This window comes from Bacillus sp. FSL E2-8887, assembly GCF_038007205.1.
Lineage (GTDB): Bacteria > Bacillota > Bacilli > Bacillales > Bacillaceae_G > Bacillus_A > Bacillus_A mycoides.
In genome coordinates this window covers 15,357-37,863 of record NZ_JBBOWS010000001.1, presented here as the reverse complement: position 1 = coordinate 37,863, position 22,507 = coordinate 15,357, and the positions used below count along the sequence as shown (strand labels likewise).

9 protein-coding genes and 7 rRNA genes are annotated in these 22,507 nt (G+C 42.4%); 6 read left to right on the top strand and 10 right to left on the bottom strand.

The window, feature by feature from the left end; translation table 11 throughout:
• Positions 1 to 143: 143 nt before the first annotated feature.
• A 16S ribosomal RNA gene (locus NSQ08_RS00150) occupies positions 144 to 1,695 on the bottom strand.
• Positions 1,696 to 2,211: 516 nt separating this feature from the next.
• Here NSQ08_RS00150 and NSQ08_RS00145 point away from each other — a divergent pair.
• Both NSQ08_RS00145 and NSQ08_RS00140 read left to right on the top strand, forming a co-directional pair.
• Positions 2,212 to 4,143, top strand: coding sequence for a glycosyltransferase (locus tag NSQ08_RS00145; protein WP_340770095.1), 1,932 nt, complete (start codon positions 2,212 to 2,214; stop codon positions 4,141 to 4,143).
• 66 nt (positions 4,144 to 4,209) lie between these two features.
• The gene (locus tag NSQ08_RS00140) at positions 4,210 to 4,986 is read left to right on the top strand and encodes a class I SAM-dependent methyltransferase (RefSeq protein WP_340770093.1); all 777 of its coding nucleotides are present in this window, start codon (positions 4,210 to 4,212) and stop codon (positions 4,984 to 4,986) included.
• A 40-nt stretch (positions 4,987 to 5,026) separates the two neighbouring features.
• On the opposite strand, the gene NSQ08_RS00135 is transcribed toward NSQ08_RS00140, so the two are convergent.
• The gene (locus NSQ08_RS00135) at positions 5,027 to 5,971 is read right to left on the bottom strand and encodes an NAD-dependent epimerase/dehydratase family protein (protein ID WP_033708635.1); all 945 of its coding nucleotides are present in this window, start codon (positions 5,969 to 5,971) and stop codon (positions 5,027 to 5,029) included.
• Between the two features lie 302 nt (positions 5,972 to 6,273).
• Between NSQ08_RS00135 and NSQ08_RS00130 the strand changes: the two genes are divergently transcribed.
• The 4 genes from NSQ08_RS00130 (at position 6,274) to NSQ08_RS00115 (ending at position 10,186) form a co-directional block, all read left to right on the top strand.
• Entirely contained in the window at positions 6,274 to 7,068 is a 795-nt protein-coding gene (locus NSQ08_RS00130; protein ID WP_113710488.1) for a sulfotransferase family 2 domain-containing protein, read from the top strand.
• 204 nt (positions 7,069 to 7,272) lie between these two features.
• Positions 7,273 to 7,995 carry a class I SAM-dependent methyltransferase gene (locus tag NSQ08_RS00125; protein WP_012260218.1) on the top strand — a complete coding sequence of 241 codons (723 nt, stop codon included), beginning with the start codon at positions 7,273 to 7,275 and terminating at the stop codon, positions 7,993 to 7,995.
• Positions 7,996 to 8,021: 26 nt separating this feature from the next.
• Entirely contained in the window at positions 8,022 to 8,894 is an 873-nt protein-coding gene (locus tag NSQ08_RS00120; RefSeq protein ID WP_088038215.1) for a class I SAM-dependent methyltransferase, read from the top strand.
• Between the two features lie 215 nt (positions 8,895 to 9,109).
• Positions 9,110 to 10,186 (top strand): glycosyltransferase WbsX family protein, encoded by a 1,077-nt coding sequence (locus tag NSQ08_RS00115; RefSeq protein ID WP_002140175.1) that lies wholly within the window; start codon positions 9,110 to 9,112, stop codon positions 10,184 to 10,186.
• Between the two features lie 14 nt (positions 10,187 to 10,200).
• On the opposite strand, the gene rrf (NSQ08_RS00110) is transcribed toward NSQ08_RS00115, so the two are convergent.
• The 8 genes from rrf (NSQ08_RS00110) to NSQ08_RS00075 all read right to left on the bottom strand — a co-directional run bounded on the left by rrf (NSQ08_RS00110) (position 10,201) and on the right by NSQ08_RS00075 (position 22,244).
• Positions 10,201 to 10,316: ribosomal RNA gene (gene rrf, locus NSQ08_RS00110) — 5S ribosomal RNA — on the bottom strand.
• 49 nt (positions 10,317 to 10,365) lie between these two features.
• Positions 10,366 to 13,287 (bottom strand): 23S ribosomal RNA (locus NSQ08_RS00105).
• A gap of 146 nt (positions 13,288 to 13,433) precedes the next feature.
• A 16S ribosomal RNA gene (locus NSQ08_RS00100) occupies positions 13,434 to 14,985 on the bottom strand.
• Together the 16S, 23S and 5S rRNA genes form the textbook arrangement of a ribosomal RNA operon.
• A gap of 350 nt (positions 14,986 to 15,335) precedes the next feature.
• Positions 15,336 to 16,067 (bottom strand): DsbA family oxidoreductase, encoded by a 732-nt coding sequence (locus tag NSQ08_RS00095; protein ID WP_002035454.1) that lies wholly within the window; start codon positions 16,065 to 16,067, stop codon positions 15,336 to 15,338.
• Positions 16,068 to 16,258: 191 nt separating this feature from the next.
• Positions 16,259 to 17,218 (bottom strand): alpha/beta hydrolase, encoded by a 960-nt coding sequence (locus tag NSQ08_RS00090; protein ID WP_033709745.1) that lies wholly within the window; start codon positions 17,216 to 17,218, stop codon positions 16,259 to 16,261.
• Between the two features lie 241 nt (positions 17,219 to 17,459).
• Positions 17,460 to 17,575 (bottom strand): 5S ribosomal RNA (gene rrf, locus NSQ08_RS00085).
• A gap of 49 nt (positions 17,576 to 17,624) precedes the next feature.
• Positions 17,625 to 20,546, bottom strand: a 23S ribosomal RNA gene (locus NSQ08_RS00080).
• 146 nt (positions 20,547 to 20,692) lie between these two features.
• Positions 20,693 to 22,244 (bottom strand): 16S ribosomal RNA (locus NSQ08_RS00075).
• Between the last annotated feature and the right edge of the window lie 263 nt (positions 22,245 to 22,507).

Sequence of the window (22,507 nt, the reverse complement as noted above, 5' to 3'; positions counted from 1 at the left end):
CTAAAATTAAAAAAATATGAGCTACACTGTTATCTAGTTTTCAAAGAACATACATTTAAACTTGAGAGATAGTTCTCTCAAAACTGAACGAAACAAAACAAGTCAACGTTTATTGATGAACTGCGTTCATCAATTCTCCATAGAAAGGAGGTGATCCAGCCGCACCTTCCGATACGGCTACCTTGTTACGACTTCACCCCAATCATCTGTCCCACCTTAGGCGGCTGGCTCCATAAAGGTTACCCCACCGACTTCGGGTGTTACAAACTCTCGTGGTGTGACGGGCGGTGTGTACAAGGCCCGGGAACGTATTCACCGCGGCATGCTGATCCGCGATTACTAGCGATTCCAGCTTCATGTAGGCGAGTTGCAGCCTACAATCCGAACTGAGAACGGTTTTATGAGATTAGCTCCACCTCGCGGTCTTGCAGCTCTTTGTACCGTCCATTGTAGCACGTGTGTAGCCCAGGTCATAAGGGGCATGATGATTTGACGTCATCCCCACCTTCCTCCGGTTTGTCACCGGCAGTCACCTTAGAGTGCCCAACTTAATGATGGCAACTAAGATCAAGGGTTGCGCTCGTTGCGGGACTTAACCCAACATCTCACGACACGAGCTGACGACAACCATGCACCACCTGTCACTCTGCTCCCGAAGGAGAAGCTCTATCTCTAGAGTTTTCAGAGGATGTCAAGACCTGGTAAGGTTCTTCGCGTTGCTTCGAATTAAACCACATGCTCCACCGCTTGTGCGGGCCCCCGTCAATTCCTTTGAGTTTCAGCCTTGCGGCCGTACTCCCCAGGCGGAGTGCTTAATGCGTTAACTTCAGCACTAAAGGGCGGAAACCCTCTAACACTTAGCACTCATCGTTTACGGCGTGGACTACCAGGGTATCTAATCCTGTTTGCTCCCCACGCTTTCGCGCCTCAGTGTCAGTTACAGACCAGAAAGTCGCCTTCGCCACTGGTGTTCCTCCATATCTCTACGCATTTCACCGCTACACATGGAATTCCACTTTCCTCTTCTGCACTCAAGTCTCCCAGTTTCCAATGACCCTCCACGGTTGAGCCGTGGGCTTTCACATCAGACTTAAGAAACCACCTGCGCGCGCTTTACGCCCAATAATTCCGGATAACGCTTGCCACCTACGTATTACCGCGGCTGCTGGCACGTAGTTAGCCGTGGCTTTCTGGTTAGGTACCGTCAAGGTGCCAGCTTATTCAACTAGCACTTGTTCTTCCCTAACAACAGAGTTTTACGACCCGAAAGCCTTCATCACTCACGCGGCGTTGCTCCGTCAGACTTTCGTCCATTGCGGAAGATTCCCTACTGCTGCCTCCCGTAGGAGTCTGGGCCGTGTCTCAGTCCCAGTGTGGCCGATCACCCTCTCAGGTCGGCTACGCATCGTCGCCTTGGTGAGCCGTTACCTCACCAACTAGCTAATGCGACGCGGGTCCATCCATAAGTGACAGCCGAAGCCGCCTTTCAATTTCGAACTATGCAGTTCAAAATATTATCCGGTATTAGCCCCGGTTTCCCGGAGTTATCCCAGTCTTATGGGTAGGTTACCCACGTGTTACTCACCCGTCCGCCGCTAACTTCATAAGAGCAAGCTCTTAATCCATTCGCTCGACTTGCATGTATTAGGCACGCCGCCAGCGTTCATCCTGAGCCAGGATCAAACTCTCCAATAAAGTTAGTTTGTCTAGCATCTAAAAATAAAAATTGACGTTCACGTTGTTTGTTTCGTTCAGTTTTCAAAGAACTTGTTTGCCGCTCATTTGCGACTCCCTTATGTTAACATTTTCATATTTCAATGTCAACTAAGTTTTTCATTTTGTTTTGTCGCTTTCTGCGTTGTTGCTATCGGCGACTTGTTCTATATTACACCTCTATATCCTAATCGTCAATACCTTTTATCCTTTTTATTTTATAAATTCTAAAGGGTATTGAACCTTCTTCATTTATACACCGTTCCTAGAGATTAATAGACTGGTGCAATCACTTTCATAATCGACAGTTTATACTTTCTTACTTACACCTTTCTAAAGAATGAATAGCAAGCCAAACAAATATATATTAAAGGTAGCACTTTTTATTTCGAGTACATTCCAGCTGCATTCACAATTATCTCCTACCACTTCTCTCTAGGAATTATACATACACCATGCATTTACTAAAAATCTAATTAACTTAGGAGGCGTTATGAAATGCATGTTAATAAGAAGATCATTTATGTATCCCATGATGCCCATTTCCACGGAGCACAGCTGCTTTCTTTACATACTATTAAAGCTCTTAAAGAAAACTTTCATTACTCCGTCGCAATTATTTCTATTGGAACGGGCATTTTAATCCACGATTTTCAAAAGTATGGTCCTGTTTATTGCCTAGAGGAAGACTACCCAACAGAAAAAAGGGTCGAATTATTAATAAAGAAGTTACTATCACAAGACTATACCACCGCCATATGTAGTACCGTCATAAGTGGTGATATAGTTGCATTACTAGCTAAACACAATATAAAAGTTATTTCATTAATACATGAATTGCCGCATTTAATACAACAGTACTCTGCCGAGGGGAAAGCTAGAAACATTGCCCAGTTCGCTTACAAAATTGTCTTCCCTTCACAGTACGTGTATGAAAAATTCCGTACAATCACCCAATTAGATCATCAAAAATGTCACATCCTCCCTCAAGGCTTGTTTAACCACAATCCTTATAAGAACAATATTGCAAAAGCTAGAAGCGAATTACGAAAAAAACACAACCTGCCTCTAGATAGCAAAATCATTTTAGGAGTAGGTTTCGCTGATCATCGGAAAGGGATAGATTTATTCTCACTTATTGCTTACTCAGTAAGAAAGGTTCATACGAATATTCATTTTATCTGGGTCGGGAGAACAGATGTTCATTTCTTTAACACGCTATCCCCAAGATATACAGCACATTTCACATTAGTTGAGCCTACTCCAGATATCGGTTTATATAATGCCGGGGCTGATTTATATTTATTAACTTCAAGAGAAGATCCTTTTCCAAACGTTGTTTTAGAGGCATTAGATACAAAAGTCCCTGTTATAGGGTTTAAAAACGCTGGAGGTTTTGAAGATGTTGTTACGGAACAAACTGGCGCCTTAGTAGACTTTTTAAATTTACCGCAGATGCTGGAAAGAATATATGAATTTATTGGAGATGAAGACTTACGATTACAAAATGGGCGCTTTGGCCAAGAGCTTATTGAAAAAGATTTCAACTTTCTTCATTACATTTATCAACTGTTAAACCTACTTGATCATAATTACAAAAAAATAAGCGTAATCATACCGAACTATAATTACGAAAAATACTTATCTGACCGAGTTAAATCCATATTAAACCAAACCTATCCCCTTTACGAACTAATTTTCCTAGACGATGCCTCTACTGACAATAGCGTATCTATATTTGAACAACTGCTCTCAAACGAAAATAAGCCCCACCTAAAAGTTCAGCAGATTATTAATGATAAAAACTCTGGTTCTGTATTTAAACAATGGATAAAAGGCATCTCTGCAGCAACCGGTGATTATATTTGGATTGCAGAGGCTGATGACTTATGTGATCAGACATTTTTAGAAGAAGTAATACAAGGGTTTCATATAAATGGTGATGTTACCTTAAGCTACACACAATCAAAACAAATAGATGAACAAGGAAATATCCTAGCCAATCATTATTTAGATTACACAAATGATATTGATAAAGAAAAATGGAAAAGTTCTTATTTCCGAAAAGGGATAGATGAAATACAAGATACATTACTTATTAAAAACACCATACCTAATGTCTCAAGTGTAGTTTTTAAAAACATAGATATAAAAACAACAGAAAAACAATTAGAAAAGTTTAAAGTAGCTGGTGATTGGTTTTTCTATGTTTCTATTCTTAAAGAGGGGAACATTTATTTCAATCCAAAACCGCTAAACTATCATAGACGACATACAAATAGCGTAACGAGAACAGAAGATTCATATGCCCATTACAGTGAAGTTGTACAAATGCAGAATTTCATTAAAGAAACCTTTACTATCGACGATATTTCAAAAAAGAAAATGTACACATATAGAAAGTACCTTAAAGCATATTTGAAGATTTAATGATATATTTTCTTCGCCATCAGTATCTCTTGTAAAACGTTACTATCATTTAAGGGGGGTTACTCTTTGAAAGAATTTATAGAAGCAAATAAAGATTTGCTTTCTCAATTTGCACACAAATACAATGTAAATGCAAGTATCCATCCAGAGGATCATATCTTTCAATTCCTTGTCACTAATCCAGTCTTCCCATCTAAAAAAGAAGCGATAGATTATTATTTTCAAGATGGGAGAAAATCCGCAGAAACACTTTTAGATTTAATTACTTCCTTTTATCCCCCTATAGACACTCCCATTAAAGTATTAGAATTCGCATCCGGATATGGCTGCGTAACACGTCATTTATTAAACCCACAAACGAACTTAAGTATAACTACCTGTGATATACATGAAGAGGCTATTACTTTTATTGAAAACACATTAAATACTTCTTCTATCTTATCTCACCCTGAACCTGAACAAGTAAAATTAGCCTCGTCTACGTATGATATCGTCTTTTGTCTATCCTTTTTTTCTCATATGCCTGATACAACTTGGTTTCGTTGGCTTCAAACATTGTATAATGCTGTTTCTCCTGAAGGCTTACTCATTTTCACAACTCATGGTTATCAAAGTAAAAAGTACTTCAGCTTTCCAGATTTAAATAAACAGGGTTATTGGTTTCTCCCTTCTAGTGAACAATTGGATTTGGATGTTCATCAATATGGGCAAACGATCGTTAGTCCCTCTTACGTATGTGACAAAATTAAATTATTACCTTATAACCCTGTCATCAAAAAATACACTGAAGGTTTTTGGTGGGAACATCAAGACCTTTGGGTAATAAAAAAAGAAATAAAATAATAAACCACGCTCTACTGATACAAAAGTAGGGCATGGCTTATTATTTTTTACTATATAAGAACTCTTCAATCCATAGCTTATTTAATCTAATTCCACTTTTGAAATCTATTTTCGGTTCCCAATTACATTCTCGTCTTACTCTATCTATATTTAAAATGATTTTTTGAACATTTTCTTGCCTTTGTTTATAGCAGGTAAAGTCCACTTTTCTTTCCGTTAATTTCTCCAATTCTACTATAATTCGTTTTAAAGAGAGACCCTTGCCGCTCCCTATGTTATACACACAAGATTTCAAACGATTTAATTGCGATAGTTGTATAGTGATTTCAACTAAATCATCGATATAAATATAATCTCGAATAATCTCTTGTGGATTCCCATATATATTAATCTTTTCATTACTGAGATGCTGATACAAAAAACAATTTATTGCCCCAACTTTCTTTAAAGGATTTTGATACTTTCCATATGGATTAGAATATCTACATACAACATAGTCAATTCCGTATTTTTTCTTATAAAAGTACAAGTAATTTTCAAGCGATACTTTTGTTATTCCATAAGGAGAAAGTGGTTTTAATGGATGTTCCTCATCAATAGGTAAATATTCCGGTTCACCATAAACCGTGCCTCCAGAAGATGCTAATACAATTTTTTTAACAGGAAAATTTTTAACACTTTCCATGAAGTTAAGAAAAAAAAAGCTACTGTTTATATCTCCGAAAACATCTTCAATTGAAGTTGCTACATTAGACGTTGCAGCTAAATAAATAATAATATCCACACTCACTAAAGCTTTATATATATCTTTAACATTCGCTAAATCACCTTTAATAAATTCAACCTCACTTATAATATTTTGAGGGAAATTATTTATATGTCTGGAAAATACTTTTACATTTTGACCTTGTTTCAATAAACCTAATGCGAGGTTTATACCAATGAAACTATTTCCACCTACTATTAAATAATTATTCTTCCTCATAATATCCTCTCTAGTAATAAGTTTTTTGCTTATCACACCTAGAAATACAAATAAACGAACTTGGTCACCTCTATTATTCATTCTCTTATAATTGTATGCCCTTTATAAATTTTCATTATCTTTATTTTATATTTTCCTTTTAGAATCGATACCTTATTTAAGATGACCGCAAAAACACTCATAATATTTACTCATTCCCATGAATATATTGGATTAGTAAAAACTTTCCTTCTCATATTCTCGTTTATTCTATTTAAAAACCTTCTCCATAAATAAAACTTTCAAAAAGGAGCACTACATGTATGAAGAGTGTAAATCAAGAGCTTTTAAATCATGTAATCCTACATAAAGATCGAATCCCACATTTCCATAAAGACTTTCCACTTATACTATTTTGGAGCCATAGAAGCGGATGTACTACTTTAGCTAATTGGTTCTTTTTTCAAATTGGATTATTTCCTGAAGCAAAGAAATACCATGACTTTATTCATTACTATGAATTCTGGGTGTATAAAAACAACACCAACTACATACCAGAGTTACAAAATGGGCTTCTAACAGCAAAAAAAGATGTTTGTAAACTTGTACGGAATCCCTATACAAGGGCGGTCAGCTCCTTTTTATTGCTTGCTGACAATCCATATGCTAGCCCTCAATGGGAAAGTATCCGGCATTGTTTTTATAATGACAAATATAGTAATCAAGGAATATCATTTAAACAATTTTTATATTACGTTCAAGCATTCGGTTCCAATTCCCTAGCAATAGATATACATTTTAGTCAGCAATACGTCCCAGGTGAAGAAAACTTCATCCAATACTATATTCCTTTAGAAGATTTTAATACACAAATCACCAAGATAGAACACACGTACGATTTGACTAAATCAAATTTAGCGCTTCTTATAAATTCAGATCATCATCGTGCTCATAAGATGCTTTATACGGGAAGCTATGCAGAACTTAGCATTACAGATGCATCCTTCCCCCGCTTTCCAACATATGAAAGTTTTTATGATAAAGAAACCATGGATTTAGTTACAGAAATATATGCACAAGACTTTGAAATGTATCCGTACACAAAAGGGATATTCTAAGTCGATACATTCTTCAATGAATAAAAGCGAATGTATCGCATAGCATAAAGTGAAACTTTAATTAGCGTGGGGTTCTCTCCCGCTAATTATTCCATTCTACCAATCTCACTTTTATGAGTTCCCTAATTTCCACCCACTCTCTTTGATTTCGCTGATTGTTGACGTGTGTGTCATATGCATTTTTTTACACAGGAGTGATGTCATGTGGAAGGTAATTTGAAGCACAATAATGGATATTGCGTTATTTGTGAGAAGAAAGCTACATTTATAGAGCATAATGATTGGCTTAGAGATCACTACTTATGTTCTACATGCCACTCTATACCAAGGCAGCGCGCTCTAATCCATGTTTTAAATACATTTTTTCCAAAATGGGGTTCCTATCATATCCACGAATCCTCTCCTGGAGGAATTACAACTCAACTACTAATAAAAAACTGCAAAAACTATACATACTCTCAATACTTTAAAAACTACCCTCTCGGTCAATACTTTCAAGGGATTAGATGCGAGAACTTAGAAGACATGACTTTTCAAAATGAATCTTTTGATTTATTCATTACTCAAGATGTCTTTGAACATGTAATGGAGCCAAACAAAGCCTTTAAAGAAATAGAGCGTGTATTAAAGCCTGGCGGCGCTCATGTGTTTACTGTCCCTTGGTATCATACACTCACAAAGACTTTACAAAGAGCAAGAATCAATAAAGAAGGAATCGAATATATTGAGGAGCCAATTTATCATGGTAATCCTATTGATGAGAACGGGTCTTTAGTAACATTTGATTGGGGTCAAGATATGATTGAATATATTTATACACATGCAAATATGTATACCATTGTTTATTTACAAAAGGATAGATCACTGGGGTTAGATGCTGAATTTCTACATGTTTTTATTAGTGAAAAACACGAAAATGATTTTTAGGCACTATATAATTTGGAGGTTAACAAATGAATAACTTTAAGTTAGGAAGTGATTTTGATAACCTTGTTAGCCCGCTTTCTGATGTTGAACTTCTTAATCTATTTATACAAAGTTGCTCACAAACAAAGATAAATGGCATCCCAGTACCTATGTTCCCCTCCGAAGAAATTCAACAACAGTTTGTAGGTGCTTCCTATGAACATGCTCTTTATGAAGCATATTTGTTTTATAGCCTTGTAAAAACATATGCCCAAAATTTAGGCGTTCCCTTGAATAAAGAACGGAAAATTTTAGACTTTGGTTGCGGATGGGGAAGAATCATACGCTTCTTTTTCAAAGATGTTCGCCATAAAAATTTACTTGGTATTGATGTAGATCCTGCAATGATTAACCTTTGCAACGAAACGTTAGGAAGAGGCAGGTATAAAATAGCTCCCCCACAACCTCCTGTAGAATTTATTAATGACAATTCATTAGATATCATATTCGCTTATTCTGTATTCTCACATTTATCCGAAGAAACAGCAGAAAATTGGATAAAGGAGTTCTCAAGAATTCTTCGTCCAGGTGGAATCTTCATCGCAACAACACAAGCACGCTATTTTCTCGATTTCTGTCAACAATTCAAGGAACACCCTGAATTAATTCAAACTGGGTGGCATAAAACTTTATCTCAAGCTTTTCCAGATATAAATCGTGCCATCTCGGATTATGAAAGCGGCAATTTTATCCACAGCCCTACGGGAGCTGGAGACGTTAGAAACAGTAGCTTCTATGGGGAAACCGTTATACCTAGAACTTATATTAAAAACCACTATGAGAAGTATTTAAAGCTACGGGACTTTTTTGATGATACAAACCGGTTACCCCAAGCTCTATTTGTTCTCCAAAAAGATTAACTCTTTTCGCTCATTGTATAATGAAGATCATTTTGTATCTCAGCCGTATATCTTAACTCATCAAAGATTTCCATATCAAGCAAACTGCACAAAAGAATTCATTATGCAGCATAAACACAGTAAGTAAATAACATATCTCATGTTTTAACTAGATTCGAAAAATCAAAAGTAACTTCCCACCACTTGAACTACGAAGAACATAAGGGGGATATATCTTGAAAATAATCGCTTTTTACTTACCACAGTTTCATCAAATAAAAGAAAATGACCGATGGTGGGGGAAAGGGTTTACTGAATGGACAAATACTAAAAGTGCACGACCTTTATTTTCAGGACATTACCAACCTAGAGAACCTTATCAAGATTTTTATTATGACTTAACCACCCCATCCGTAAGAAAATGGCAAGCAGAAATCGCCAAAGCACATGGCATATATGGTTTTTGTTATTACCATTACTGGTTTAAAGGGAAGAGGCTATTGGAGGCACCCTTTAATGAGGTACTTAAGATGAAGGAACCAGATTTTCCATTTTGCCTTTCTTGGGCAAATGAACCGTGGACAAAAACTTGGGATGGTCTTGATAGTCACATATTAATGCCTCAAAATTATGGAGAATTATCGGATTGGAAAGAACACTTTGAGTATTTATTGCAAGCTTTCCAAGATGAGAGATATATCCGTATAGACGATAAACCACTATTCATTATTTATCGTCCCGGGCATATCCCTCATTGTGAACAAATGCTTCATTATTGGAATACACTCGCACAAGAAAATGGTTTGAAAGGTATATACTTTGCAGAAACATTAAACAGCTTTCCACTTCCTAATATAAATGGATTTGATGCTAGCATTCAATTCGAGCCTTTTTATACAATTGCTCATGATAGCTCTTCAGACATAAATAAGACAATATATGAGTCTGGTAAACAAATAAACGCTTGGGATTATGATAAAGTGTGGATGTATATACTAAAGCGATCTCCTCCAGAGAAAAAAACATTTCCTGGTGCCTTTGTTGACTGGGACAATACAGCACGCCGCAAAGACTTAAATAGCAGCATCTTCCTAGGTTCTACCCCTAGGAAGTTCACGATATATTTAAGCAAACAAATCCAGCGTACCTATTCTCTTTACAACAGCGAGTTTTTATTTATTAATGCGTGGAATGAATGGGCAGAAGGTACTTACTTAGAACCAGATAAAAGGCATGGATTCGCCTATTTAGAAGGAGTTAAGCAGGCAATTAACAGAGGTATGAAAGCATACAAAAAAGACGAGTCATTCTGACTCGTCTTAAAGTTGCTTGGCGACGTCCTACTCTCACAGGGACAAGGTCCCAACTACCATCGGCGCTAGAGAGCTTAACTTCCGTGTTCGGTATGGGAACGGGTGTGACCTCTCTGCCATCATCACCAAACTGATGAAGGTATATTCCTTCAAAACTAGATAACATTGCTTCATATTATATGGTTAAGTCCTCGATCTATTAGTATTCGTCAGCTCCACATGTCACCATGCTTCCACCTCGAACCTATCAACCTGATCATCTTTCAGGGATCTTACTAGCTTACGCTATGGGAAATCTCATCTTGAGGGGGGCTTCATGCTTAGATGCTTTCAGCACTTATCCCTTCCGCACATAGCTACCCAGCTATGCCCTTGGCAGAACAACTGGTACACCAGCGGTGCGTCCATCCCGGTCCTCTCGTACTAAGGACAGCTCCTCTCAAATTTCCTGCGCCCACGACGGATAGGGACCGAACTGTCTCACGACGTTCTGAACCCAGCTCGCGTACCGCTTTAATGGGCGAACAGCCCAACCCTTGGGACCGACTACAGCCCCAGGATGCGATGAGCCGACATCGAGGTGCCAAACCTCCCCGTCGATGTGGACTCTTGGGGGAGATAAGCCTGTTATCCCCGGGGTAGCTTTTATCCGTTGAGCGATGGCCCTTCCATGCGGAACCACCGGATCACTAAGCCCGACTTTCGTCCCTGCTCGACTTGTAGGTCTCGCAGTCAAGCTCCCTTATGCCTTTGCACTCTACGAATGATTTCCAACCATTCTGAGGGAACCTTTGGGCGCCTCCGTTACACTTTAGGAGGCGACCGCCCCAGTCAAACTGCCCACCTGACACTGTCTCCCGGGTCGATGAGACCCGTAGGTTAGAATTTCAATACAGTCAGGGCGGTATCCCACCAGCGCCTCCACCGAAGCTAGCGCTCCGGTTTCAATGGCTCCCGCCTATCCTGTACAAACTGTACCAAAATTCAATATCAGGCTACAGTAAAGCTCCACGGGGTCTTTCCGTCCTGTCGCGGGTAACCTGCATCTTCACAGGTACTATAATTTCACCGAGTCTCTGGTTGAGACAGTGCCCAAATCGTTACACCTTTCGTGCGGGTCGGAACTTACCCGACAAGGAATTTCGCTACCTTAGGACCGTTATAGTTACGGCCGCCGTTTACTGGGGCTTCAGTTCAGAGCTTCGCTTACGCTAACCCCTCTCCTTAACCTTCCAGCACCGGGCAGGTGTCAGCCCCTATACTTCGCCTTACGGCTTCGCAGAGACCTGTGTTTTTGCTAAACAGTCGCTTGGGCCTATTCACTGCGGCTTTCCGTTAAGAAAGCACCCCTTCTCCCGAAGTTACGGGGTCATTTTGCCGAGTTCCTTAACCAGAGTTCTCTCGCACACCTTAGGATTCTCTCCTCGCCTACCTGTGTCGGTTTGCGGTACAGGCACCTTTTATCTCGCTAGAAGCTTTTCTTGGCAGCGGGGAATCAAAGACTTCGCTCCATAAGGAGCTTCCCCATCACAGCTCAGCCTTCACGATAAGCGGATTTGCCTACTTATCAGCCTAACTGCTTGGACGTGCACAACCAATCGCACGCTTCTTCTATCCTTCTGCGTCCCTCCATTGCTCAAACGATAAAGAGGTGGTACAGGAATATCAACCTGTTGTCCATCGCCTACGCCTGTCGGCCTCGGCTTAGGTCCTGACTAACCCTGAGCGGACGAGCCTTCCTCAGGAAACCTTAGGCATTCGGTGGACGGGATTCTCACCCGTCTTTCGCTACTCATACCGGCATTCTCACTTCTAAGCGCTCCACCAGTCCTTCCGGTCTGACTTCACTGCACTTAGAACGCTCCCCTACCACTGATACCATTGGTATCAATTCGCAGCTTCGGTGGTGTATTTAGCCCCGGTACATTTTCGGCGCAGAGTCACTCGACTAGTGAGCTATTACGCACTCTTTAAATGGTGGCTGCTTCTGAGCCAACATCCTAGTTGTCTAAGCAACTCCACATCCTTTTCCACTTAATACACACTTTGGGACCTTAGCTGGCGATCTGGGCTGTTTCCCTCTTGACTACGGATCTTATCACTCGCAGTCTGACTCCTAAGGATAAGTCATTGGCATTCGGAGTTTGACTGAATTCGGTAATCCGATGAGGACCCCTAGTTCAATCAGTGCTCTACCTCCAAGACTCTTACACTTAAGGCTAGCCCTAAAGCTATTTCGGGGAGAACCAGCTATCTCCAGGTTCGATTGGAATTTCTCCGCTACCCACACCTCATCCCCGCACTTTTCAACGTGCGTGGGTTCGGGCCTCCATTCAGTGTTACCTGAACTTCACCCTGGACATGGGTAGATCACCTGGTTTCGGGTCTACGACCACGTACTAAACGCCCTATTCAGACTCGCTTTCGCTGCGGCTCCGCCTCTTCAGCTTAACCTCGCACGGGATCGTAACTCGCCGGTTCATTCTACAAAAGGCACGCCATCACCCATTAACGGGCTCTGACTATTTGTAGGCACACGGTTTCAGGATCTCTTTCACTCCCCTTCCGGGGTGCTTTTCACCTTTCCCTCACGGTACTGGTTCACTATCGATCACTAGGGAGTATTTAGCCTTGGGAGATGGTCCTCCCAGATTCCGACGGAATTTCACGTGTTCCGCCGTACTCAGGATACATTCAAGAGAGAACGAAGTTTCGACTACGGGGTTATTACCCTCTGTGACGGACCTTTCCAGGTCGCTTCGTCTACCTCGTTCCTTTGTAACTCCGTATAGAATGTCCTACAACCCCAAGAGGCAAGCCTCTTGGTTTGGGCTAGATTCCGTTTCGCTCGCCGCTACTCAGGAAATCGCATTTGCTTTCTCTTCCTCCAGGTACTTAGATGTTTCAGTTCCCTGGGTCTGTCTTCCATACCCTATGTATTCAGGTAAGGATACCATACCATTACGTATAGTGGGTTTCCCCATTCGGAAATCTTCGGATCAAAGCTTACTTACAGCTCCCCGAAGCATATCGGCGTTAGTCCCGTCCTTCATCGACTCCTAGTGTCAAGGCATCCACCGTGCGCCCTTTCTAACTTAACCAAACTAAAATTAAAAAAATATGAGCTACACTGTTATCTAGTTTTCAAAGAACATACATTTAAACTTGAGAGATAGTTCTCTCAAAACTGAACGAAACAAAACAAGTCAACGTTTATTGATGAACTGCGTTCATCAATTCTCCATAGAAAGGAGGTGATCCAGCCGCACCTTCCGATACGGCTACCTTGTTACGACTTCACCCCAATCATCTGTCCCACCTTAGGCGGCTGGCTCCATAAAGGTTACCCCACCGACTTCGGGTGTTACAAACTCTCGTGGTGTGACGGGCGGTGTGTACAAGGCCCGGGAACGTATTCACCGCGGCATGCTGATCCGCGATTACTAGCGATTCCAGCTTCATGTAGGCGAGTTGCAGCCTACAATCCGAACTGAGAACGGTTTTATGAGATTAGCTCCACCTCGCGGTCTTGCAGCTCTTTGTACCGTCCATTGTAGCACGTGTGTAGCCCAGGTCATAAGGGGCATGATGATTTGACGTCATCCCCACCTTCCTCCGGTTTGTCACCGGCAGTCACCTTAGAGTGCCCAACTTAATGATGGCAACTAAGATCAAGGGTTGCGCTCGTTGCGGGACTTAACCCAACATCTCACGACACGAGCTGACGACAACCATGCACCACCTGTCACTCTGCTCCCGAAGGAGAAGCTCTATCTCTAGAGTTTTCAGAGGATGTCAAGACCTGGTAAGGTTCTTCGCGTTGCTTCGAATTAAACCACATGCTCCACCGCTTGTGCGGGCCCCCGTCAATTCCTTTGAGTTTCAGCCTTGCGGCCGTACTCCCCAGGCGGAGTGCTTAATGCGTTAACTTCAGCACTAAAGGGCGGAAACCCTCTAACACTTAGCACTCATCGTTTACGGCGTGGACTACCAGGGTATCTAATCCTGTTTGCTCCCCACGCTTTCGCGCCTCAGTGTCAGTTACAGACCAGAAAGTCGCCTTCGCCACTGGTGTTCCTCCATATCTCTACGCATTTCACCGCTACACATGGAATTCCACTTTCCTCTTCTGCACTCAAGTCTCCCAGTTTCCAATGACCCTCCACGGTTGAGCCGTGGGCTTTCACATCAGACTTAAGAAACCACCTGCGCGCGCTTTACGCCCAATAATTCCGGATAACGCTTGCCACCTACGTATTACCGCGGCTGCTGGCACGTAGTTAGCCGTGGCTTTCTGGTTAGGTACCGTCAAGGTGCCAGCTTATTCAACTAGCACTTGTTCTTCCCTAACAACAGAGTTTTACGACCCGAAAGCCTTCATCACTCACGCGGCGTTGCTCCGTCAGACTTTCGTCCATTGCGGAAGATTCCCTACTGCTGCCTCCCGTAGGAGTCTGGGCCGTGTCTCAGTCCCAGTGTGGCCGATCACCCTCTCAGGTCGGCTACGCATCGTCGCCTTGGTGAGCCGTTACCTCACCAACTAGCTAATGCGACGCGGGTCCATCCATAAGTGACAGCCGAAGCCGCCTTTCAATTTCGAACTATGCAGTTCAAAATATTATCCGGTATTAGCCCCGGTTTCCCGGAGTTATCCCAGTCTTATGGGTAGGTTACCCACGTGTTACTCACCCGTCCGCCGCTAACTTCATAAGAGCAAGCTCTTAATCCATTCGCTCGACTTGCATGTATTAGGCACGCCGCCAGCGTTCATCCTGAGCCAGGATCAAACTCTCCAATAAAGTTAGTTTGTCTAGCATCTAAAAATAAAAATTGACGTTCACGTTGTTTGTTTCGTTCAGTTTTCAAAGAACTTGTTTGCCGCTCATTTGCGACTCCCTTATGTTAACATTTTCATATTTCAATGTCAACCAAGTTTTTTTATTTCTTTTGTCGCTTTCTGCGTTGTTGCTATCGGCGACTTGTTCTATATTACACCTCTAACCTACAATCGTCAATATGTTTTTATAAAAAACTTCATTTTTTTATAAATCCTATTTACGTTATTAATTTATCTATTTATATACCTCTTCTATAAGAATAGAATAGCAACCCATGAAACACTCTATGGGTTGCTATTCCATCATAAAAACTATTGTTCTTTTGAAGGTACAGAACAACTTTCATCCGTACAAGACATATCGCTTCCACCCTCTGAAGAAAGCTCTTGTAACTTAGGTGCAGGATTCTCTTCTTCCCAAACTTGCTGAAGTGCACCAACAAAAGTTTCAAGTGGTTGCGCACCTGAAATAGCATACTTTTGATTAATAATAAAATAAGGAACTCCCGAAATTTGATATTGCTGAGCAATCGCTTCATCAATTCTAACATCATTTGCATATGCGCTTTTATCATTAATAACATGTAGAGCTTCTTGCTTATCTAAACCTGAAGCTTCAGCAATAGTAGCAAGCGTATCCACATCACTTAAATTTTTCGATTCAGTGAAATATGCACAAAGTAGATTTTCCGTAATCTCTTTTTCTTTCCCTTGATCCTTTGCAAATTTGGCAAGACGATGCGCATCAAAAGTGTTCGTCGGCTTCATCTCTTCAAAATTAAAACTTAACCCCATACTAGCTGCATGATTGCCTAGTTGTATATTATTACGCTTAGCTTCTTCAATACTAATCCCATACTTTGATGCAAGTACTTCATTAATACTTGTTCCAGAATAGATTGGAGCATTTTGGTCTAATTCAAAACTTTTAAACTCAACTTCAACATCTTTCTTATGCGGAAATTGCTCTAAAGCCATTTCTAATCTACGTTTCCCAATATAACAAAATGGGCATACAAAATCTGACCATACTTCAATTTTCATAGAAACACCTCATTAACATGTAGTTTTCAATTATTGTAGCACTGGCAATAAGGAATTCAAAAATTTATGCTTCAAACCTTATATACTACAAACTAAAATGAGTTTTTAAATAGAAAAAACGATAATCAAAAGTATAAAAACATTTCCTTCTGATTATCGTATATACAAAATACAAATCTAAAACAATCTAATTACGCTGGAATGTATCTCCCCACGAACTCCCATATGGTATTCCAATATTTATTCGAATCTACCTTCTCGGCTTCTCCATGTCCAGCACCTGGAACAATTAATTTCTCTTTTTCTACTTTTGCAGCATTATATACTTCATCTAACATTTCATAAGGAACGAATGTATCAGCGTCCCCATGAATAAATAGCATCGGTGTTTTACTTTTCGCTACTTGTTTTACAGCTGAAGCTTCTTCTAAATCATATCCAGCTCTTAATTTTGTAACTGTATTTGCCGCATTCATAACAGGAAACTTCGGCAAGTGGAATAAATCGTTTAATTGATAAGTAAATTCATCAATAACAGTTGAGTATCCACAATCTTCAATAATAACTTTAACGTTAGAGGGTAACTCTTCACCTGAAGTCATCATTACAGTTGCTCCCCCCATTGAAACTCCAAAGAGTGCTATTTCAGCATTAGGGTCTTTCTTTACAATTTGTTGAATCCAAATCAAAATATCTTTACGATCGTGCCAGCCCATCCCTATATAATCACCTTCACTATTTCCATGCCCACGAAGATCTGGCGCTATGACGTTATATCCTTCTTCATAAAAATTCCGGATATATTTCGTCATTTTCGATGCCCTACTATCATATCCATGAACTACAATTGCCCATTTATGGCTAGATTGTTCATTCATATATTCATAACCTGTTAATTTCAACTTATCGAAAGAATTTATGTTTCGTATATTAGGTTTATGATTTGATACAAAGTTCGCATCCTTTTCTTCATTTGTAGCAAACACACCTCCCGATGCATTCACAGTTTCTACTAAGTGAGGATTATCCTCTAAAAACTCTTTCTCTTGTTTCGCATTCAACGCATAATTATAAAAATAATTCCCGACTAACATATAAGTAATTGCTAGAAGGACTAAAACCACTATAGTAATTACACCTATCTTCTTCATATTATCTCCTTAAAAAATTTAAATCTTCCTATATTAAAGTACCTCGAAAAACAACTGTACTATTTTAACACACCGATAGATTGCTTCTACAAAAAATAGAATAGAAAATCTTAAACTACACATCAAAAATGATGAAAGAAAATGAATATGAGAGGATCAAAATAATAAGGATTACTTACTTGAGGCTGATAAGAAGTTTAAAACACAAAAAAGACGAGTCATTCTGACTCGTCTTAAAGTTGCTTGGCGACGTCCTACTCTCACAGGGACAAGGTCCCAACTACCATCGGCGCTAGAGAGCTTAACTTCCGTGTTCGGTATGGGAACGGGTGTGACCTCTCTGCCATCATCACCAAACTGATGAAGGTATATTCCTTCAAAACTAGATAACATTGCTTCATATTATATGGTTAAGTCCTCGATCTATTAGTATTCGTCAGCTCCACATGTCACCATGCTTCCACCTCGAACCTATCAACCTGATCATCTTTCAGGGATCTTACTAGCTTACGCTATGGGAAATCTCATCTTGAGGGGGGCTTCATGCTTAGATGCTTTCAGCACTTATCCCTTCCGCACATAGCTACCCAGCTATGCCCTTGGCAGAACAACTGGTACACCAGCGGTGCGTCCATCCCGGTCCTCTCGTACTAAGGACAGCTCCTCTCAAATTTCCTGCGCCCACGACGGATAGGGACCGAACTGTCTCACGACGTTCTGAACCCAGCTCGCGTACCGCTTTAATGGGCGAACAGCCCAACCCTTGGGACCGACTACAGCCCCAGGATGCGATGAGCCGACATCGAGGTGCCAAACCTCCCCGTCGATGTGGACTCTTGGGGGAGATAAGCCTGTTATCCCCGGGGTAGCTTTTATCCGTTGAGCGATGGCCCTTCCATGCGGAACCACCGGATCACTAAGCCCGACTTTCGTCCCTGCTCGACTTGTAGGTCTCGCAGTCAAGCTCCCTTATGCCTTTGCACTCTACGAATGATTTCCAACCATTCTGAGGGAACCTTTGGGCGCCTCCGTTACACTTTAGGAGGCGACCGCCCCAGTCAAACTGCCCACCTGACACTGTCTCCCGGGTCGATGAGACCCGTAGGTTAGAATTTCAATACAGTCAGGGCGGTATCCCACCAGCGCCTCCACCGAAGCTAGCGCTCCGGTTTCAATGGCTCCCGCCTATCCTGTACAAACTGTACCAAAATTCAATATCAGGCTACAGTAAAGCTCCACGGGGTCTTTCCGTCCTGTCGCGGGTAACCTGCATCTTCACAGGTACTATAATTTCACCGAGTCTCTGGTTGAGACAGTGCCCAAATCGTTACACCTTTCGTGCGGGTCGGAACTTACCCGACAAGGAATTTCGCTACCTTAGGACCGTTATAGTTACGGCCGCCGTTTACTGGGGCTTCAGTTCAGAGCTTCGCTTACGCTAACCCCTCTCCTTAACCTTCCAGCACCGGGCAGGTGTCAGCCCCTATACTTCGCCTTACGGCTTCGCAGAGACCTGTGTTTTTGCTAAACAGTCGCTTGGGCCTATTCACTGCGGCTTTCCGTTAAGAAAGCACCCCTTCTCCCGAAGTTACGGGGTCATTTTGCCGAGTTCCTTAACCAGAGTTCTCTCGCACACCTTAGGATTCTCTCCTCGCCTACCTGTGTCGGTTTGCGGTACAGGCACCTTTTATCTCGCTAGAAGCTTTTCTTGGCAGCGGGGAATCAAAGACTTCGCTCCATAAGGAGCTTCCCCATCACAGCTCAGCCTTCACGATAAGCGGATTTGCCTACTTATCAGCCTAACTGCTTGGACGTGCACAACCAATCGCACGCTTCTTCTATCCTTCTGCGTCCCTCCATTGCTCAAACGATAAAGAGGTGGTACAGGAATATCAACCTGTTGTCCATCGCCTACGCCTGTCGGCCTCGGCTTAGGTCCTGACTAACCCTGAGCGGACGAGCCTTCCTCAGGAAACCTTAGGCATTCGGTGGACGGGATTCTCACCCGTCTTTCGCTACTCATACCGGCATTCTCACTTCTAAGCGCTCCACCAGTCCTTCCGGTCTGACTTCACTGCACTTAGAACGCTCCCCTACCACTGATACCATTGGTATCAATTCGCAGCTTCGGTGGTGTATTTAGCCCCGGTACATTTTCGGCGCAGAGTCACTCGACTAGTGAGCTATTACGCACTCTTTAAATGGTGGCTGCTTCTGAGCCAACATCCTAGTTGTCTAAGCAACTCCACATCCTTTTCCACTTAATACACACTTTGGGACCTTAGCTGGCGATCTGGGCTGTTTCCCTCTTGACTACGGATCTTATCACTCGCAGTCTGACTCCTAAGGATAAGTCATTGGCATTCGGAGTTTGACTGAATTCGGTAATCCGATGAGGACCCCTAGTTCAATCAGTGCTCTACCTCCAAGACTCTTACACTTAAGGCTAGCCCTAAAGCTATTTCGGGGAGAACCAGCTATCTCCAGGTTCGATTGGAATTTCTCCGCTACCCACACCTCATCCCCGCACTTTTCAACGTGCGTGGGTTCGGGCCTCCATTCAGTGTTACCTGAACTTCACCCTGGACATGGGTAGATCACCTGGTTTCGGGTCTACGACCACGTACTAAACGCCCTATTCAGACTCGCTTTCGCTGCGGCTCCGCCTCTTCAGCTTAACCTCGCACGGGATCGTAACTCGCCGGTTCATTCTACAAAAGGCACGCCATCACCCATTAACGGGCTCTGACTATTTGTAGGCACACGGTTTCAGGATCTCTTTCACTCCCCTTCCGGGGTGCTTTTCACCTTTCCCTCACGGTACTGGTTCACTATCGATCACTAGGGAGTATTTAGCCTTGGGAGATGGTCCTCCCAGATTCCGACGGAATTTCACGTGTTCCGCCGTACTCAGGATACATTCAAGAGAGAACGAAGTTTCGACTACGGGGTTATTACCCTCTGTGACGGACCTTTCCAGGTCGCTTCGTCTACCTCGTTCCTTTGTAACTCCGTATAGAATGTCCTACAACCCCAAGAGGCAAGCCTCTTGGTTTGGGCTAGATTCCGTTTCGCTCGCCGCTACTCAGGAAATCGCATTTGCTTTCTCTTCCTCCAGGTACTTAGATGTTTCAGTTCCCTGGGTCTGTCTTCCATACCCTATGTATTCAGGTAAGGATACCATACCATTACGTATAGTGGGTTTCCCCATTCGGAAATCTTCGGATCAAAGCTTACTTACAGCTCCCCGAAGCATATCGGCGTTAGTCCCGTCCTTCATCGACTCCTAGTGTCAAGGCATCCACCGTGCGCCCTTTCTAACTTAACCAAACTAAAATTAAAAAAATATGAGCTACACTGTTATCTAGTTTTCAAAGAACATACATTTAAACTTGAGAGATAGTTCTCTCAAAACTGAACGAAACAAAACAAGTCAACGTTTATTGATGAACTGCGTTCATCAATTCTCCATAGAAAGGAGGTGATCCAGCCGCACCTTCCGATACGGCTACCTTGTTACGACTTCACCCCAATCATCTGTCCCACCTTAGGCGGCTGGCTCCATAAAGGTTACCCCACCGACTTCGGGTGTTACAAACTCTCGTGGTGTGACGGGCGGTGTGTACAAGGCCCGGGAACGTATTCACCGCGGCATGCTGATCCGCGATTACTAGCGATTCCAGCTTCATGTAGGCGAGTTGCAGCCTACAATCCGAACTGAGAACGGTTTTATGAGATTAGCTCCACCTCGCGGTCTTGCAGCTCTTTGTACCGTCCATTGTAGCACGTGTGTAGCCCAGGTCATAAGGGGCATGATGATTTGACGTCATCCCCACCTTCCTCCGGTTTGTCACCGGCAGTCACCTTAGAGTGCCCAACTTAATGATGGCAACTAAGATCAAGGGTTGCGCTCGTTGCGGGACTTAACCCAACATCTCACGACACGAGCTGACGACAACCATGCACCACCTGTCACTCTGCTCCCGAAGGAGAAGCTCTATCTCTAGAGTTTTCAGAGGATGTCAAGACCTGGTAAGGTTCTTCGCGTTGCTTCGAATTAAACCACATGCTCCACCGCTTGTGCGGGCCCCCGTCAATTCCTTTGAGTTTCAGCCTTGCGGCCGTACTCCCCAGGCGGAGTGCTTAATGCGTTAACTTCAGCACTAAAGGGCGGAAACCCTCTAACACTTAGCACTCATCGTTTACGGCGTGGACTACCAGGGTATCTAATCCTGTTTGCTCCCCACGCTTTCGCGCCTCAGTGTCAGTTACAGACCAGAAAGTCGCCTTCGCCACTGGTGTTCCTCCATATCTCTACGCATTTCACCGCTACACATGGAATTCCACTTTCCTCTTCTGCACTCAAGTCTCCCAGTTTCCAATGACCCTCCACGGTTGAGCCGTGGGCTTTCACATCAGACTTAAGAAACCACCTGCGCGCGCTTTACGCCCAATAATTCCGGATAACGCTTGCCACCTACGTATTACCGCGGCTGCTGGCACGTAGTTAGCCGTGGCTTTCTGGTTAGGTACCGTCAAGGTGCCAGCTTATTCAACTAGCACTTGTTCTTCCCTAACAACAGAGTTTTACGACCCGAAAGCCTTCATCACTCACGCGGCGTTGCTCCGTCAGACTTTCGTCCATTGCGGAAGATTCCCTACTGCTGCCTCCCGTAGGAGTCTGGGCCGTGTCTCAGTCCCAGTGTGGCCGATCACCCTCTCAGGTCGGCTACGCATCGTCGCCTTGGTGAGCCGTTACCTCACCAACTAGCTAATGCGACGCGGGTCCATCCATAAGTGACAGCCGAAGCCGCCTTTCAATTTCGAACTATGCAGTTCAAAATATTATCCGGTATTAGCCCCGGTTTCCCGGAGTTATCCCAGTCTTATGGGTAGGTTACCCACGTGTTACTCACCCGTCCGCCGCTAACTTCATAAGAGCAAGCTCTTAATCCATTCGCTCGACTTGCATGTATTAGGCACGCCGCCAGCGTTCATCCTGAGCCAGGATCAAACTCTCCAATAAAGTTAGTTTGTCTAGCATCTAAAAATAAAAATTGACGTTCACGTTGTTTGTTTCGTTCAGTTTTCAAAGAACTTGTTTGCCGCTCATTTGCGACTCCCTTATGTTAACATTTTCATATTTCAATGTCAACTAAGTTTTTCATTTTGTTTTGTCGCTTTCTGCGTTGTTGCTATTGGCGACTTGTTTTATATTACACCTCTAAACTCTAATCGTCAATATGTTTTTCTAAAAAAATATAAAAAGGCTTATTCCTTTTAAAATAA